Raw genomic sequence first — 17,283 nt, 5'->3', positions numbered from 1 at the left:
GACATTGATGAAATTGAAGAAAACATTATTCGCTGGAATTGCCGCTTTAGCAGGCGCTAGCACTTTACTCACCAGCAGTATGGCATTAGCCCAAAAGGATTGGCCTACTAAATCCATTCAATTGGTAGTTCCATTCGCAGCTGGTGGTCCAACCGATACTATCGCACGCTTAATTGCAGTGCCAATGGGTCAATCCTTAGGTCAAACGGTTGTCGTTGAAAACGTCCCTGGCGCTGGCGGAACCATCGCCTCCACTAAAGTGGCTCGCGCTGCTCCAGATGGCTACACTATTTATATTCACCATATGGGTATGGCAACTGCGAATGCGCTGTATGACAAACTTCCCTATGACCCAATGACTAGCTTTGAGTACATTGGTCAAGTAGCTGATGTACCCATGGTGTTGCTAGGCAAGAAGGACTTGCCAGCCAACAACTTTAAAGAGCTCGAAGCCTATATTAAAGCGAATGGCTCAAAAGTAACTATGGCTAATGCTGGTCCTGGCGCAGTCTCACAACTGTGCGGCTTGTTGTTTCAGAGTCGCCTCGGTGTGAAATTAACCAACATTCCTTACAAAGGAACTGGCCCTGCCCTTACCGATCTACTTGGTGGCCAGGTTGATCTTTTATGCGATCAAACGACTCAAACCATTCCTTACATTAAGGATGGTCGTGTAAAAGCATTTGGTACAACTACTTTGAAGCGTTTGCCAGCGATTCCAAATGTACCCACTTTGAACGAACAAGGCCTCAAAGGTTTTGAAGTGAAAGTGTGGCACGGTGTTTATGCTCCAAAAGGAACGCCGCAAGCTGTTCAAGATAAGCTCAATATGGCGCTCAAGAAAGCATTGAACTCGCCTGATGTGAAAAAACGTTTGGAAGATGCCAATATTGATATCGTGCCAGCGGAGAAGATTTCTGCCAAAGGCCTCAAGAACCATCTTGAAACCGAGATCAACGTCTGGGGTCCCGTCATTCGTAAAGCGAATATTCCTGATTAATTCCGGAGTGAGTCGTCAACAAAAAAGCCAGCAATTCTTCGCTGGCTTTTTTGTTGTACATCTACCTCAAATCACACTGGCAAAGCAGTATCAGCCTGATCTAAATAAGTAACCTGATTGAGCTTTCTCACGACGCTTACGCAAGACAGCGCTTGGAATGGCGTACAAAGCCCAGGTAGCCAAGAAGGGATCAAGTAGGTAGTCCCACAGATTAGCTGACTCGTGCCAATGTGCTGCCCATGCAATGATGGCAAGAGAGTAAATCCAAACGCCCTTAGTCCAACCGGCAAGACCGCAGAGGATTGCAGAGAGGATGACTGCAATCAGAAGGCCGATAGAGCCATAGCCCCATGCATAAGGGTCTAACATGCCAAAGCCCAGCGCTAAGGGGTAGAAGAAAATAGCCACTAGAGTAATGGATACTTTAAATGCAAATGGCGTTTTTTTAGAAGACGGTAGCAAGGTGTCCCACAGCAAGAGGAGACTCACAATGCTAAGATCGCCCGTCACACCGCGCACATAAGCAGACAAGGGTAACTCAAGCGACATACCCAGCGGCCAGAAGAATGCATTCCCAAAAAATAAAACAATAACTAAGCGAATAAGCCATGGTATCTCCACTTGCAATACTTTTTGCAGAAGAATGGTGATAACTACTCCGCAAGTAATCGACATCTCTAGGAGTGCAATCAATTGCATGTATTGATTCATTGCTGCACCTCCTGTACTTTTAAACTAATCAAGGCTTGCTTAAACCAGGTGGCTGGAAAATAAATATGGCGAATCTTTTTTCTATCCCAGGTATATACCAAATGGACATTCTCACCACTAGCAGAAACTAAATAGGGGTAGGAAAATTCACGCCGCTGATCACTTGCAAGTAACTCATCATCCTCGAGCACCTGCACCACTTTCCATTGAGTGGAGTTCAGCTCACGCATGACCATCACTAAGCGATAGCGCCCGGCCTCAACATTATTCAACACCATCACTCGCGTACCGTTGGTTAAAGTCAGCGCGGCAAGTGCAGCATTTGGATTGGGAATCTCCAGATCCTTTGTAACAAGCCAAGACTGTCCAGCATCTTTCGTTTCGCTTGCTGGAATTTGCTTTGCTTGAGTGCTAGATCGTGTTTGACGAAAGAATGCACTTGCATCTTGCGCTCCATCCAAAAACACTACTGGCTGAATCGCGCCCCTACCAGAACTCATCCGGCGTTTATCAATGACCTGACTTTCTTGAACTCTGAGAAACTCCCCGAAACGACCGATCCACTCGTGATATGCCGGCAAACCCAATCGCCCGTCTGTAAATGGTATCGCCGGAGATTTAACCAAGGTGCTGAGATTAATCAAGGGAGAGGTAATTAAACGTTGGGGCTGACCCCAAGTGAAACCTTCATCATCAGAAATCATTGTTGAAATTGAGCTGCCTGCCCAACCGCCGATAGATACAGTCACAAAGAATAGCTGCATGCGACCATCGGCCATTCTGGCAGGTACAGGGTTGCCTAATTTAGCAATATAACGAGATAAACCTTTTTCAGCTCTTACTCGATCCATCGCTACTGTTGGAGCACTCCATCTAGCTGCTTTCGGATCAAAGACTGCTGTATTGATCACGACATCTGGTGCACCCTCCCTGCTACCTGCAAACCAAAAAGCCCTGACTGCGCCATCTTTTAGTGCAATCAATGATGCTGCATGCACTGAAGGAGCGCCTGTATCTGGCAACCAATCCATCTGCATGCTTGGTTGAGAAGACTTTGCTGGTGGAGCTTTGAGCATCCTACTGGACTTAGCCATCTCCGTTACATCCTCTATCAGCAAAGATTCATAAAGAATATCGCCTGGTTGAGTACTCACAAACGGTGCCCATGTTGGAAGACTATCTATATGCAGATAAGCAAAGACCGATGCAATGAATAAAAAACAAAAAGCAATCACATGCTTCATCGACAAGCGTCCTTACCAACTGAGGGCAATGCAATCTTTGCAGGGGTAGAAACTAAATATTCATTCACAAACAAGTGTTCTCCGATTTGACCCATTAGTATCGCCCGAATCTCTGCATCCGAATGGCGAGCTCGCATCTCCATACGCTTACCGATAATCCGGCAAGCGTCACAAAGTATGGGCTCCGTACCGATGGCTGACTGGATAGCCACTAATGGATAAGTACTGCTGAGTAAATTGATTTGGCCTGCGTCTTTTGCTGGGTAGCCATGCAATCGGGCGCCCGGTAATAACAATCGATACTCCTCATCTTTGGCGCGATAGTCACAGGGCACCCACACATCTTGCCCTGCTACACCTTGGATTGTGGATAGTTGATAGCGGCCCAAGCTACCTTCTAGGGGAGTCAAGCTACTCGTCAGGGCGCAGTAGCATAGAAAACATCCAGCCAAGGCGATATTCTTAGAGCGAGCCAGACTGAACAGACCGAATAACACCAGAACTAATGAGCCACCCATCAAGCCCCAATGCCAGAAAGAGTAATCCCAAATACCAGCCTGACCTAAGAAATTCGATAACTGTAGATTGCCACCAACCCAAGTCAGAGCAGCAAGTATGATTAACTGCAACATCAGCGCAATCTGAAATCCCCATAAAGGCAAGCGGTGCCAATACAAGGCAATTAAAGCGGCCAATGCCGGCATCACCGGCAGCAGGTAGCGACCAGAGCGCTGACTAGGCAAACTAAATACGATAAAAAAGGCTAAAGCTAATAGCAGCAACAAGCCCTCTTCTAACGAAATAAAACGCCGTTCACGCCAGCACTGAATCAAAGCAGAAATGAGAACAAAAACAAATAGTCCGGCATTAGCCAGGGTGGTTAAAGCCAGCATCCAAATACTATCGCCACCACGCACTAAATCTAAAAGATAGGAAGAGCTTCGGGCCTCAAACTTAGCGGCGTTTTCACCAAGAACAAATTCTTTCCAAACTGCCTCAGGAAATGGATCAAGCACAAACCAAAGTGCAAATACACCTAAGGCCAGCATCACAATCACAATGACTTTATATAAGTCCTGTATTAAAACTTTCGGAAGACTCCATTCACGCCAGCGCCAATAAAACAATCCCAATGCAAATGAGGCCGGAGCAATGTAAGCAAAGGATTTCGACAGCAAAGCCATGCCAAAGCAAGCGCCTGCTAACAATGGGAATAGCAGTCTGGAATTAAATGCAGTCTTCCCCCAATACAGCAGCGCCAAGAAAGGTAAGCTGAGCCAAAACACCTCTGGGGGATCAGTCAGAAAAGGTCGGCCATAACGATAAGTCGCAAAAAAGGAGAGCCATACCAAGGCTGCCAGCAGGCCAGTCTGTTTTCTGCCACTAAAGCGCGCTACAGCAAAAAATAAGAAAAAGGCGGTTAGACCGGTGTACAACACACTCGGCCAGCGCAGCGCAAACAGAGTCCAGTCACTACCCCACCCTGAAGTGACCATGCCCTGCCAAAACACCAAAGGGGGTTTAGTGTTTTTAATGCCATCCATCTCCGATTGCAGTGGCAGCCATGAACCAGCATCTGCAGTCATGCGAACAATATGCATATAGGGATACTCATCCCCATTTTTAGGTGCAAAGCGGCTATCTAGACCATATAGATAGGTAAAAACACCTAGAAGTAGGATCAGAATAGCGCTTCGATAGGTAAATGTGCCTCTCATAGCAGTAGTTTATAGGTCTTAGTATGAATACTAAAAGTATCGCCATTAGCAACCTTACTTTTTACTCTGAACTTATTCAAAATCAATCTAAGTAAAACCACCAATCCGACCCCCATCTGATTAAGATAGAGTCCATCAGCAACACCCCCTATAAACAGATTTGTGTAAGACGGAGATGATTCCAATGCAAGTGAAGTACTTAAAACCCATCTTAGTGACTAGTGCCCTCATTGGCTTAAGCCAGTGGAGTGGATTGAGCATGGCCCAAACTGCCGATCAACTTTATCAGCGCGGTCTAGCGGCCACTTGTGCAAATTGTCATGGGACCGATGGCAAAGGCGTACTCGATGGCGGCATGCCTCTCATCAACAACCTGACTAGCGAACAAATGCTGACGCAATTGAAGGCCTATAAATCCGGAGCCCGGGAAGGCACCATCATGCCGCAACTTGCTAAAGGCTATTCAGACGAACAACTCATCACTATTGCCAATCAGCTTGGCAAAAAACAATAAGGAAGCGCCATGGATCGTCGACATTTTATTGGCCATAGTGCTGCTGCACTCGGCTTACTCGCTGGCTTCTCTACTCAAGCTCGCGCCAATCTACCAAAAGCAGAAATTCTGGTGATTGGTGGTGGCTATGGTGGTGCAACTGCCGCTAAATATCTCCGCCTCTTTTCTAACAACACTGCGCGCGTAACCCTCATTGAACCGAATACCGCTTTTGTTTCTTGCCCAATGTCTAACCTCGTAGTTGGTGGCTCACGCAATTTAGCCGAGATTACCTCTCCTTACGACACACTAAGTAAACGTCATGGGATCAAGATCATCCAGGATAGCGTCAGCAATATAGATGCAGATAAGAAAATGGTTAAGCTCACCTCAGGCAAGACCTTGCGTTACGACAAACTCATCGTCTCTCCAGGCGTCTCTCTCAATATAAATAGCATCGAAGGTCTTGCACAAGCCAATGAAGCGGGCGTGACTCTCCAGGCATGGAAAGCAGGCCCAGAAACTGTTGCCCTGCATAAGCAAATAGCTGCTATGCGTGAGGGTGGTACTTTTGCCATTAGCATTCCAGAAGCGCCTTATCGTTGCCCTCCTGGGCCTTACGAGCGTGCTTGCCAAGTAGCAAATTATCTGAAACAACACAATCCCAAAGGGAAAGTGTTGATCTTAGATGCCAATCAAGACGTTACCTCTAAGGGCGCCTTATTCAAAAAAGTCTGGGCTGAGCAGTACGCTGGGATGATCGAATATCGACCAAAAAGCAATGTGATTGGCGTTGATGCGAAAAACAAAACACTGAAACTCGAGGTTGAGGATGATGTGAAAGCGGATGTATTAAATGTCTTACCGCAAATGTCTGCCGGTGAAATCGCCGTTAAAACTGGCTTAGCGAATGCCAATGGTCGTTGGGTGAACGTCAACTTCCTCAACTTTGAATCAACTGCACGCAAAGATATTCATGTATTAGGAGACGCCATTCAGGTTGCGCCCTTAATGCCTAAATCGGGACATATGGCTAACCAGCATGCCAAAGTGGCGGCAGCTGCCATTGTTGCAGAATTGAATGGCTGGGAAGTCAATCCAGCCCCAGTTCTCACCAATACTTGCTATAGCTTTGTGAATGATCGAGAAGTAGTTCACGTTGCCAGCGTTCATCAATATAACGCTGCCGAGAAAACCTTTAAGACCGTTCCAGGATCGGGTGGCCTATCCCCCGCACCATCTGTTCTTGAGGGTGTTTATGCATGGGGCTGGGCTCGTAATATCTGGGCTGACAGCTTAGGTTGAAATGAGTCAAAGTCAAATAAATAAGAGACCTGCGGGTCTCTTATTTATTTGAGCGAATCATTGCAGAATGATATCTGCGCTGGCTATCTGATAGGGATGAATGCCACGATTCAGACAGTTACGAACATAGTCTATGCTGGTCCGCAAGGAATAGTAAGAGCCAGTTAGGCTCTTGGGAACCTGCAATTTTAATGCCTCATATTCCAGCAAGTCTAATTTCTTCAGATATTCATCTTTGACTTCGGGCGAAAAATTTTCAGTAAGCTCTTGCTCGTATGTCTTCAAGGTAATGTACAGCAAATCAATTTTTCGCTGCATCCGCTTGTTACGATATCCCGGCAACATGAGCAACACTGGATAGGCCACGGCACAGAATGGCAGAAATACGAAAACTAAGCGGTTAATCAATTCTGCTAGCCAAAATGGAAAATAGAGCATCAATAATGGCGAGCCATTTTTTTCATAATGCAAAGCGACGGGACTCTCCGGAAGTCCTATATTTTTAAAGGAGGGGAATTCGCCATACTCGGCAAAGAAGCTAGCCTTACCATTTATCTCTCGCGCTGCCTCTAAAAATAAAAATTGCAGCGCTGGATGCATTCGGTCATCAATCAATAGATTGGTCGTTGAGGCCATCAGTTTGATATCGGTCGAAGGGAAGTTGCGTGTCAAACTAAAGCTCCCCATTGGCACATTCAGAATTTGTAAAAAAGGCATCGAACGGATCAGCGCCTCAGCTCGTGGATATGCCGCTATACGCAAATTCGGATCTGCTAACAGCTTCTGCACCACAGGCGCCTCATAATCATCCACGATAAACGCACCCTCAATCTCTCCTTTTTGTAAAGCTTCAGCAGCCTTCAAACCAGGCAGGTGAACAAAATTGCGCCCCTCTTCAAACCCATTGGCTTTTAGCATATGCATTGCTTGAGCGTAAGAGCCGCTGCCTTTTTGACCTACCGATATCCTGGAGTTTAAAAAGAATTGGGAAGCTACTTTGATAGATTGAAAATCAGTGTCCTTGAGTTCAGGTCCCCGATAAAAAAACCAAATTGGCGCATAAGCAATCGCACCCAATGACTCAACACCCTTAACATCATGAGAATTAAATGCGCCTGCCTGAACAAACGCAGCCTGAACAGGATCTTTGCGGTCCACTAAATGCGCAATATTTTCCTCTGCCCCTTCGGTCGCAAGTAATTCAAGGGTAATGCCTTTTTTCTCAAAAAAGGCTGCATACTTCTTTCCTAAAATTTCATAGGATCCACCGGGTTGCCCCGTTGCAATTAACACCTGTCTTGGGGGTGGTGGATCGGCATACCACCAAACCCCCAGCAATCCTAGAAATAGAATCAGCAATAGGGGCCATGTCTCCACTAAAAATTGCGTAAGGTCATCCCACTTTTCGAGAGCGGTCTCATAGATTCCTAGACAGGACTCTGTAATATCGTGTTTGATACTTCCCATGGAAGGCCATTAGCAAATGTGACAAAAGCCAATGATAATGGGCTTAACTACTTTTTATAAAGCACATTAATATGCTAACCCTCAGAAAATCCCAAGATCGTGGCTATGCTGACCATGGATGGCTCAAAAGCTTTCATTCCTTCTCTTTTGCTGGCTATCATGACCCCCAATTTATGGGCTGGGGCAATTTAAGAGTCATTAATGAAGATCGCGTCGAGGCGGGAATGGGATTTGGTAAACATGGTCACCGCAATATGGAGATCATCAGCTATGTGCTGTCGGGTGAATTAGCCCATGAGGACAGTATGGGAAACGTCAAAGGCATTCCACCGGGGGATGTCCAGCGGATGAGTGCGGGAACTGGGGTCACCCATAGCGAATTCAACCATGCTAAAGATCAAACGACACACTTACTCCAAATTTGGATAGAACCCAACGTGATGGAAATTGCTCCCAGTTACGAGCAAAAAACGATTCCACTGGTGGATAAGCAGGGTCAGCTTTGCCTTGTAGCCTCTCCTGATGGCTTGGGTCATTCCGTCAAAATTTACGCGGATGCCAAAATGTATGCGGGGCTCTTTGATGGATCACAATCAGCTGAGTTAATGCTAAATAGCAAACGGAAAGCCTATGTCCATTTAATTCAGGGGGAGCTCAATATCAACGGCATCGTCCTATCTAGTGGTGATGCCTTACTTGTAGAAAATGAAACTCTTCTCTCCATAGGAAAAGGGAAAAATGCTGAGGTCATCATTTTTGACCTCAGCAATGAATAGCTGCCTATTAATGCAAAAACAGAATCTAATCGAGTTTAATTTTTGCCTTCTCAATAACCACTTTCCATCTCGCGATATCTGATTGATACAAGTCGGTAAATTGCTGAGTATTCATTGGGGCAATTTGGACTCCCGCCTTAATAAATCGCTCCTTCATTTCTGGCGTATCTAAAATTTTCAAAATAGTGGTGCTTAAGGTGCTCGTGATTGCAGCAGGAGTTCCTGCCGGTACGAACATGCCTTGCCACAGAGCCATCTCATAACCCTTTACGCCGGCCTCTTGCATGGTGACTAATTCAGGGGCACCGCTGAAACGATTTTTGCTTGTTACAGCCAAAGCATGGGCTTTATCCCCTTTGTACAAAGGTAAACCTACTGGCATACCCGCAAAGTAAAAATCAATTTGGCCCCCTACCAAATCAGTTGCTGCCGGGGATCCACCCTTGTAAGGAATATGAATTGCCTGAGTGCCAGTAGTTGCAAGAAATAATTCTCCAGCCATGTGATCTGAATTCCCGATACCGGAAGAGCCAAAGCTCAATTTGCCTGGATCAGCTTTGAGCATTGCAATTAACTCGGCAACATTTTTCGCCTTGAAGTTATTGTTCACAATTAAAATATGGGGAGTAGCAGCAACACCTACTACAGGCAATAGATCTTTCTGGCCATTAAAGGGCAGTCTTGGGTTGGCGGCCACATTAATCGCCAAGCCATTCTGAGCGAAGAGCACGGTATAACCATCTGGCGCACTCTTCGCCACAGCGTCAGCTGCTAAGCTACCTGCAGCACCACCTCGGTTTTCTACAATGACCGACTGCTTTAAGGCCATGCTCAGCTCATTAGCTACCATTCTGCCAACAATGTCGGTTGAACTTCCTGGGGCATACCCAATCAACATTTTGATGGGTTTGTCTGGGTAAGCAGCAAATGCTGTTCCCAGAAAAAGAGGTAATACGAATGAAGCTAAAGCTATTTTTTTTATTAATCCCTTAATCATGCTGTCTCCTCCAATATATTTATAAATCTAAAGTTACAATTCCACATTCTTTGGCGCAGTGATTCAAAGATGCATGTAATTCAATGGATAGCGGAATTCCGTGTTGAAGCCGCTCTGCCATTACTTTAGCTGCACCATCACCCGGTACCCGAATTTGATTCACACCGGGTAACTTAGAAGAGGCTTTCAAATCATCTACTAAGGCAATCACTCGCTCAACAAATTGATCCCTGTCGCCAAAGGCGCTAGGGTCTACCGCGATGATGGTTTGTCCCGTATTTGTAATCAAATCATGATGCGCATTAAAGTCAATCGTCTGTTTACCTACCGCTGCATTATTCAGGGCCCCCGCTAGTAATCCGATCATCACAGCTAAGCCATAACCCTTATATCCGCCAATCGGCAATAGTGAGCCCTCGCTTGATTTTTGAGGATCCGTAATGGGTTTACCATTGCGATCTATCATCCAGGTATCCGGCATGGATTCCCCTTTTTGCGCGGCAAGCTTCACTTTCCCATACGCAGCCACTGTGGTGGCAATATCCAATAGCACGATCGGATGATCACCAGCGGGAACCGCAATTGCAATTGGATTGGTCGATAGCAGCAAATCAATACCGCCCCAGGGCGCCATATGATTGGCATTGCCAACGGCCATATAGATACCGATATAACCCTGTTCAGCTAGCCTTCTTACATAAACAGACGCAGCGCCAGAGTGGTTACCATAATGACTGCCAATCCAACAAACACTATGCTGCCGTACTTTTTCTATTGCCAGATCAACTGCTTTATTCATTACCAGATGGCCTAAACCGTTATCACCATGAATTAGCGCTGTTGCTCCTTGCTCGCGCTCAATACGAATATGGGGGTTGAGGTTGATACCACCAGCCTGAATTCTTTTTACGTAAGCGGGTAATCTGAAAATTCCATGGCCATCAGCACCAACTAAATCAGACTTAAGCATCAACTGTGCAACCAATTTGGCATCCTCTGCAGGCACCTTATTCGCCTTTAGCACATTGGCAATAAATTCCTCAGCCTGAATAATGGGTAAATATTTCATATCCGCTCTTTATCCTTAATGACCTGCGCCACTCTTAAACTCCATCTTATAGATGTATTTTTGTTCAGGATGATAGGTAAAGGTGATTTCAAAAAGTTTATCTTGATCATCAAAATACCGGCGAACGATCACTAAACAGGGATCCCCTGGCTTTAATTTCAACTTCTTTGCAATATCTACTGATGCTCCAAGCGCACACACATCAACCTCTGCTCGATCAATTCTAGTGCCATATTTTTTCTCAATTTGCTCAAACACCATCACCTGCCTATGCTCGGGATCTGCTGTTAAGGAGGCGAACTGAGGCAGAATATAAATATCAGTCCATGCAATGATCTGCTCGGAATCCTGCTGCTTACGAAGACCCCCAATGTGATACCAAGATGAGCCGAATGCGCCACCAATCATTTCACTTAGCGCCTCATCCAGCTCGATGAATTCTTCAATGATATTTTCGCGGTAGGTATTTCTTGGGTAACTCAATATATCAACCGGCGAGTTAAAGCTTTGAGTGAATCTTCTGACCTTTTGCCTCGAGATGACTAGCGTGGCTGCGCCCTGGCGACGGAGCACCAAACCATCTGCCTCGATAGTCTGGAGTGCATGTCTTAAAGTATGTCGACTTGTTTTAAAGCTTGCGCAAAGCATTGCCTCAGAAGGCAGGCATGATCCCACCACCCAGTCACCATCACGAATGCGCTGGGCCAGCGCATTCGCCAAAGTTTTATAAAGTGGAGGGGACTCTTTCAACTTAGGAAAGGCCAAACATCTTCTTGCCGGCAACCGGTAAACGTGCTTTCAAGATATCGCCAGATAAAGATTCCGTGATGTATAAGTCTTTACCATCCTCTCCACCGAAGCACATATTGGCAAGGTGGTGGTGATGTGGATTGTCGGAATAAATCAGATGCGTTGGCAGCATATTGTTATCAAACCGCCAAATACCAACACCCAAATGGCACACCAATAAGCCATTTTCAGAATCCATCTCGATGCCATCAGGTCCAGCAACACCACCAGTCAACTGAATCGCTACGCCGGTTTTTGATACTGAGCCATCTGCCATGAGTGGCAAGCGCCAAATCTGCTGAGATCTCGTGGCGGCAACGAATACATGCTTTTCTTGGGTATTTAATGTAATGCCGTTAGGACTTGGGACATTAATTGCCAAGCGATCTAACTGACCATTTGCACGCAATCTAAATACCCTGCCTGTTGGATCTGCAATGCCGGTTTGACCTTGATCAGTAAAGTACAAATCGCCATTGGAAGCAAAATGTAAGTCGTTTAAACCTTTAAAGTTTTCGCTATACATGGATCCTAGGATAGTTTCCACTTTGCCAGTTTTAGGATCGAGAGCCAACAAGCCTAACTTGTAATCGCAGATGAATGCGCGGCCATCTTTATGGAATTTCAGGCCATTAGGCCAACCATCAAACTGAGTGACTAAATCCCAATCTCCCTTAGGCGTAATTCTGAAAACCCTACCGAACGGAATATCGAGAAACCATAAATTGCCTTCACGATCAAAAGAAGGTCCTTCTAAGAAACACTCTACTTCTGCACCTTGGCGATTGGGATCGGACCAGCCTGTTCGAGACTTCTTTCTAAATTTTGCTGGCATCGACATAAAAACTTCTGCCTTGATTTTCTCTACTGGCTGAAAGGGGTTGTACATGGTCATAATTGCAGGCTCCAAGTGATAGTTATACGGACAAGTTAATTTAATTGATTCACAATTAAAACATAATGAATGATAATCTAAAGCAAATAAGTACTTGTATAAAATTTCTTGTTTTATAACTTAACCGCATAAGTAAGGTTCCTCATGAACTATGTTGCTGTAATTGGTAGTGGAATAATGGCCGCCGGCATTGCCGCAGGATTTATTTCGCAAAGCATTCCCGTGGTGATCTTGGGAAGAAGCAAGGAGAAAGCGGATGCCTGTTTAGATAAAGCGCTTAGCCTAGCGCAGAAAATCGGCATCACCGGTCTCTATGCAACCCAAAATCTGATCTCAATTAAAGCAGAGCAATCTGTAGATATTCTCGAAGATTGGTCCAACTGGAATGAGTGTGATTGGATCATTGAAACCGTGGCAGAAAATCTCGCCCTCAAGCAAGAGATCTTCCAATATTTAGATGAGCGAGTTCCAGCACACATCCCCATTGGAAGTAATAGCTCTGGTTTTCCAATTAGCAAAATTGCTGATGGACTCAAAACGGCTCAACGGATGATGGGTGCTCATTACTTTATGCCGGCTGAAGTTGTACCACTAGTTGAGGTAGTGATGGGTGAGAAAACAGAATTGGCATTTGCAGAACAAGCCTGCCTTCTGTACAGAAAGATTAATAAAAAACCTGTCTTGGTTAAAAAAGATATCCCAGGATTTTTGGCAAACCGCATTCAACATGCCCTGATGCGCGAAGCACTCTCCCTTGTACAAGAAGGAATTGCCACCCCTGAGGATATTGATGATGCAGTCCGATACAGCTTTGGTTTTCGTTATGCAGCAGTCGGCCCGATGACTCAAAAAGAAATTTCTGGTTGGGATGGAATGGCTAATGCAGCTAAGGAAATCTATCCCTCACTGTCTAATATCACCACCCTGCCACCAAAGGTTGTACAACTCATGAGTGAAGGAAAAACCGGAATGAAATCTGGGGAAGGCTTCAGAAAGTGGACGCCCGCAGAAATAGAGAAAGTGTCTGATTCATATTCTAGGAGATTAAAGGCTGCCTTTGATGTTCTTAACATTGAATAGTTGAATACCCTTTAGCGATGACCTCTTTAACTCGATTGATGTTTGGTGTAATACCAACGCCTGTAGATGCTAATTGCTCTACGTCTAGGCACCCCCGCTTAGCGACGAGAGGCACATCACACACATCAAACATCAGATATTGATTGGACATGCTAAAACCCCACGATACCTCCCCCATCGCAAATCCAATTGAAGCTGTTGCTGCTGCAGACAATGAACTCTCAGCAATCTTGCAAGCCAAATTAAAACCAAGCCGATGCTCTCTGAGAAGATTAGCGCAAGATAGAGCGTTGATGATGCCGCCCGTCTTGATCAGCTTTAAGCTAGCGCCCCCAAAAGCGCCCGCTTCTATAAATTGCTCTAGCTCAACAACCCCATGGATAGACTCGTCTAAGCCCATTGGGATACCAGAGCTTCTATTGAGTAATACAAAATCGCCCATAGGGAGATCGGCCGGGATTAATTGCTCTGCAAAACTAAGTCTACTGGCTTCTTTGGATTGGCAAAAACGGATTGCATTTGGCAAAGTAAGTGCGCAGTTTGCATCAACAGAAATAACATCACCCCCCAAAGCATCAGATAGCACCTTAACTCTGTGCAGGTCCTCATCCAGCGTGAGTGAGCCTATTTTAATTTTCCAATGTCTAAAACCAAGGGCGCGAAATGTCTCGGCATCGCTAAGCTCTTTATCCAATGAGCCCCCCAGCATTCTAAGTAAGGGAATAGCAGCAGGCGCACTCTCATTCGGGACGGCATTTCTGCCACGTAAATATCGCCATAGTGGTAGGCCAACTTCTTGCGTATATAAGTCTAATAAAGCCATCTCTAAACAGGCTTTAGCTGATGCATTGGAATATAAGATGAGATTAAATATTTCCGCAAAATCATCCGGCTTCAACCAATCAATCGATAATGATTTTTCTACTAGATATTTAATGCTGCCAATGAGACTATCTAAGGTTTCACCAGTCATTAAAGGTGCCACAGAGGCCTCACCCCAGCCCTGCCGACCTTTATCATCAGTAAGGCATAAGAGTACTGTTTTTGCATCAACCACGATCTCCCGCGACATTTTCATGGGCTCAATTAAGGGGATCGATAAGGGATAAATATCTGCGTGGGTGATTTTCATTTGCTTGCTTTACTAGGTTTAAATTAGTAGCTCATATTCTAAAAAATTAAGGAGACAATACATGAGAAAGATTATTTTGGCATTATCAGTTGTGGGCGCTCTACTCCCCATGCTAGCTATTGCACAAAGCTACCCCACTCAACCGATTAAATTAATTATTCCATTCGCAGCTGGCGGGCCATCCGATGTCCTTGCACGCGCCTTTACGCCAAAGCTTGGTGAGAATCTTGGTCAGCCAATCATCATTGAAAATAAGCCTGGTGCAGGAGCAAATTTAGCCGCCGAATACGTAGCAAATGCAAAGCCCGATGGCTATACGCTGTTTCTAATGTTAGTTGGAACTCAGGCCATTAATGAAACTTTATATAAAAAATTAAACTACAACGTAGTAAAGGACTTCGCCCCCGTCTCATTGGTTGCGTCTTCTTCACTCATGCTAGTTGCTAACCCCTCTGTTCCAGTAAAGAATGTTGCCGAATTAATTGCCTTCGATAAGGCTAATCCTGGCAAAGTGAGCTTTGGTTCATCCGGGGCAGGGACACCCCTGCATCTAGCGGGAGAGCTATTTAATACGCAAGCCGGAACAAATATTCTGCATGTACCCTATAAGGGCGCAGCTCCAGCATTGACAGATGTATTGGGTGGGCAGATTCAGACAGCAATCGTGGGAACTCCTGCCGCACTACCTTATGTGAAGTCTGGCAAGCTTACTGCCTTAGGTATCACCAGCCTGAAGCGCTCTCCTAGCGCCCCTGAAATTCCCGCTATTTCTGAAACTTTGCCAAAGTTTGAAGTTGAGTTGGTGTATGCAATCGTCGCTCCTGCAAATACGCCTAAGGCAATCATAGATAAACTAAACTCACAGCTAGTCAACGTTCTCAATAATTCTGAAATCAAATCTCAAATCAATTCCAAGGGATTTGATGTAGTTACCAGCACCCCAAACCAACTTGGTGACTATATTAAGTCTGAGCTAACGAAATGGGGTCCTATTGTCAAGAAATCTGGCGTAACAGCAGAATGATTAAAAATATTTACATTGGAAGAAACTCATGATTGAAACCTCTGAAAAAAAATTGGCTGGGCCAATAATTCGCCTGCATCCTAATGACAATATCGTCGTTGCTAGAGTGGACGTCTCGATTGGTGAATCTGTACCTAGCGAGAATTTGACGAGCCGCAGTCAAGTACCGGCAGGTTACAAAATCGCCACGAAGAAAATTCTCAAGGGTGATCCGATTCTCAAATATAACGTGACGGTTGGTTTTGCTAACACTGATATTGAAGCCGGCACGATGGTACATAGCCACAATACGGAGTTTCGTGAATTCGATCGCGACTATGCCTATGCAAGTGAATATAAACCCACCACCCTGCTACCAGAGGCTGAACGCGCTACCTTTCAGGGTTTTGTCAGAGCCAATGGAAAAGTTGGAACCCGTAATTTCATCGGCATTTTATCTACCGTCAATTGCTCTGCAACCGTAGTGAATAAAATTGCCGCCTGGTTCACGCCCGAGCGGTTGAAAGATTATCCTAATATCGATGGTGTAGTGGCTTTTAGTCATGACATCGGCTGTGGCATGGAAATGAGTGGCGAACCGATGCAGCTCCTCCGTAGAACGATAGCGGGATATGCGCAACACCCTAACCTCGCTGCCGCACTGATCATTGGTCTTGGTTGTGAGCGCAACCAACTGAAGGGCTTGATGGAGCAGGAAAGCCTTAAAGAGAACTCCACACTGCATACTTTTATCATGCAAGAAACGGGTGGCACTCGAAAAACGATTGAAGCTGGCATCGAGGCTGTTAAAGCACTACTTCCTGAAGCCAATAAAGCCACGCGCCAAACTGTCTCTGCAAGCCATCTCTGTGTGGGCTTGCAATGCGGTGGCTCAGATGGCTTTTCTTCGATTACCGCTAATCCAGCCTTAGGCGCTGCCATTGATATTCTGTCACGTCATGGTGGCACCGGCATTCTTTCAGAGACTCCGGAAATTTATGGGGTTGAGCATACCCTTACCCGGAGAGCTGCCAGTAAAGCCATTGGTGAAAAACTGATTCAACGCATTCGGTGGTGGAAAGACGAATACTCTGTTGGTCGTGATGTTCAAATTAATGGACAAGTGAGCCCTGGGAATCAAATCGGTGGCCTAGCCAATATCTTTGAAAAGTCTCTCGGCTCCTCCATGAAAGGTGGTACTGGGCCGTTGATGGAAGTCTATCGATATGCTGAGCCTGTTACCGCTAAAGGTTTTGTATTTATGGATACACCTGGCTTTGATCCCGTTTCAGCAACAGGTCAGATTGCGGGTGGAGCAAATCTCATCGCATTTACTACTGGGCGTGGCTCCATGTTTGGATCCAAACCGGCACCCTGCATCAAGCTGGCTACCAACACCCCTATGTTTGAGCGCCTTTGTGAGGATATGGATATCAATTGTGGAGAAATCCTCGATGGTACGGTTTCCGTGCAAGAGATGGGGCAACGAATTTTTGAACTCCTCTTGCAGACCGCCTCTGGAGAACGCTCTAAAAGTGAATTATTAGGCTTAGGAGATTATGAATTTGTACCCTGGCAAATTGGTGTCATGAGCTAAATCCACT

Annotated in this window: 16 protein-coding genes; 7 read left to right on the top strand and 9 right to left on the bottom strand. The window is 45.6% G+C overall.

The window, feature by feature from the left end; genetic code table 11:
• The first annotated feature begins 7 nt into the window (after positions 1-7).
• Positions 8-1,000: a tripartite tricarboxylate transporter substrate binding protein gene (locus tag ICN15_RS09115; RefSeq protein ID WP_216202434.1), complete on the top strand. Its 993-nt coding sequence runs from the start codon at positions 8-10 to the stop codon at positions 998-1,000.
• Positions 1,001-1,090: 90 nt separating this feature from the next.
• Here the strand turns inward: ICN15_RS09115 and ICN15_RS09110 are convergent, their stop codons facing one another.
• From ICN15_RS09110 to ICN15_RS09100, 3 genes are all read right to left on the bottom strand, one after another.
• Positions 1,091-1,711, bottom strand: a complete 621-nt coding sequence (locus ICN15_RS09110) for a hypothetical protein (protein WP_216202433.1) — start codon at positions 1,709-1,711, stop codon at positions 1,091-1,093.
• Positions 1,708-2,865 carry an exo-alpha-sialidase gene (locus ICN15_RS09105; RefSeq protein WP_370625438.1) on the bottom strand — a complete coding sequence of 386 codons (1,158 nt, stop codon included), beginning with the start codon at positions 2,863-2,865 and terminating at the stop codon, positions 1,708-1,710. Before ICN15_RS09105 ends, ICN15_RS09110 begins: the two co-directional genes overlap by 4 nt.
• A gap of 86 nt (positions 2,866-2,951) precedes the next feature.
• Entirely contained in the window at positions 2,952-4,673 is a 1,722-nt protein-coding gene (locus tag ICN15_RS09100; protein WP_216202431.1) for a glycosyltransferase family 39 protein, read from the bottom strand.
• A 184-nt stretch (positions 4,674-4,857) separates the two neighbouring features.
• On the opposite strand from ICN15_RS09100, the gene ICN15_RS09095 reads away from it, so the two are divergent.
• Together ICN15_RS09095 and ICN15_RS09090 are read left to right on the top strand one after the other, a co-directional pair.
• Positions 4,858-5,187 carry a c-type cytochrome gene (locus tag ICN15_RS09095; protein WP_216202430.1) on the top strand — a complete coding sequence of 110 codons (330 nt, stop codon included), beginning with the start codon at positions 4,858-4,860 and terminating at the stop codon, positions 5,185-5,187.
• Between the two features lie 9 nt (positions 5,188-5,196).
• Positions 5,197-6,471: an NAD(P)/FAD-dependent oxidoreductase gene (locus ICN15_RS09090; protein ID WP_216202429.1), complete on the top strand. Its 1,275-nt coding sequence runs from the start codon at positions 5,197-5,199 to the stop codon at positions 6,469-6,471.
• A 57-nt stretch (positions 6,472-6,528) separates the two neighbouring features.
• Here the strand turns inward: ICN15_RS09090 and ICN15_RS09085 are convergent, their stop codons facing one another.
• On the bottom strand, positions 6,529-7,938 hold the full coding sequence (locus ICN15_RS09085) for a TAXI family TRAP transporter solute-binding subunit (RefSeq protein ID WP_216202428.1): 1,410 nt from the start codon (positions 7,936-7,938) through the stop codon (positions 6,529-6,531).
• 71 nt (positions 7,939-8,009) lie between these two features.
• Between ICN15_RS09085 and ICN15_RS09080 the strand changes: the two genes are divergently transcribed.
• Positions 8,010-8,714 carry a pirin family protein gene (locus tag ICN15_RS09080; protein ID WP_216202427.1) on the top strand — a complete coding sequence of 235 codons (705 nt, stop codon included), beginning with the start codon at positions 8,010-8,012 and terminating at the stop codon, positions 8,712-8,714.
• A 25-nt stretch (positions 8,715-8,739) separates the two neighbouring features.
• On the opposite strand, the gene ICN15_RS09075 is transcribed toward ICN15_RS09080, so the two are convergent.
• From ICN15_RS09075 to ICN15_RS09060, 4 genes are read right to left on the bottom strand one after another with little or no spacing between them, the layout of a single operon-like run.
• On the bottom strand, positions 8,740-9,711 hold the full coding sequence (locus ICN15_RS09075) for a tripartite tricarboxylate transporter substrate binding protein (RefSeq protein WP_216202426.1): 972 nt from the start codon (positions 9,709-9,711) through the stop codon (positions 8,740-8,742).
• Between the two features lie 19 nt (positions 9,712-9,730).
• Positions 9,731-10,780 carry an Ldh family oxidoreductase gene (locus ICN15_RS09070; protein WP_216202425.1) on the bottom strand — a complete coding sequence of 350 codons (1,050 nt, stop codon included), beginning with the start codon at positions 10,778-10,780 and terminating at the stop codon, positions 9,731-9,733.
• Positions 10,781-10,795: 15 nt separating this feature from the next.
• On the bottom strand, positions 10,796-11,500 hold the full coding sequence (locus ICN15_RS09065) for a GntR family transcriptional regulator (RefSeq protein WP_216202424.1): 705 nt from the start codon (positions 11,498-11,500) through the stop codon (positions 10,796-10,798).
• Positions 11,501-11,531: 31 nt separating this feature from the next.
• Complete coding sequence (locus tag ICN15_RS09060) at positions 11,532-12,464, bottom strand: SMP-30/gluconolactonase/LRE family protein (protein ID WP_255532948.1); 933 nt, start codon at positions 12,462-12,464, stop codon at positions 11,532-11,534.
• A gap of 144 nt (positions 12,465-12,608) precedes the next feature.
• Between ICN15_RS09060 and ICN15_RS09055 the strand changes: the two genes are divergently transcribed.
• A complete protein-coding gene (locus ICN15_RS09055) occupies positions 12,609-13,544 on the top strand; it encodes a 3-hydroxyacyl-CoA dehydrogenase family protein (RefSeq protein ID WP_216202423.1) in 936 nt (311 codons plus the stop codon).
• On the opposite strand, the gene ICN15_RS09050 is transcribed toward ICN15_RS09055, so the two are convergent.
• Positions 13,531-14,676, bottom strand: coding sequence for a mandelate racemase/muconate lactonizing enzyme family protein (locus ICN15_RS09050; RefSeq protein WP_216202422.1), 1,146 nt, complete (start codon positions 14,674-14,676; stop codon positions 13,531-13,533). The genes ICN15_RS09055 and ICN15_RS09050 overlap by 14 nt on opposite strands.
• Before the next feature lie 61 nt (positions 14,677-14,737).
• Here ICN15_RS09050 and ICN15_RS09045 point away from each other — a divergent pair, with 61 nt between their 5' ends.
• On the top strand, positions 14,738-15,700 hold the full coding sequence (locus ICN15_RS09045) for a tripartite tricarboxylate transporter substrate binding protein (protein WP_216202421.1): 963 nt from the start codon (positions 14,738-14,740) through the stop codon (positions 15,698-15,700).
• A gap of 28 nt (positions 15,701-15,728) precedes the next feature.
• Positions 15,729-17,276 (top strand): UxaA family hydrolase, encoded by a 1,548-nt coding sequence (locus tag ICN15_RS09040; protein WP_216202420.1) that lies wholly within the window; start codon positions 15,729-15,731, stop codon positions 17,274-17,276.
• Positions 17,277-17,283: the final 7 nt, after the last annotated feature.

Source organism: Polynucleobacter sp. CS-Odin-A6 (assembly GCF_018882095.1).
Classification (GTDB): Bacteria; Pseudomonadota; Gammaproteobacteria; order Burkholderiales; family Burkholderiaceae; genus Polynucleobacter.
Note: the sequence above shows the minus strand (reverse complement) of the source record. Positions and strands in the feature narration are given on the sequence as shown.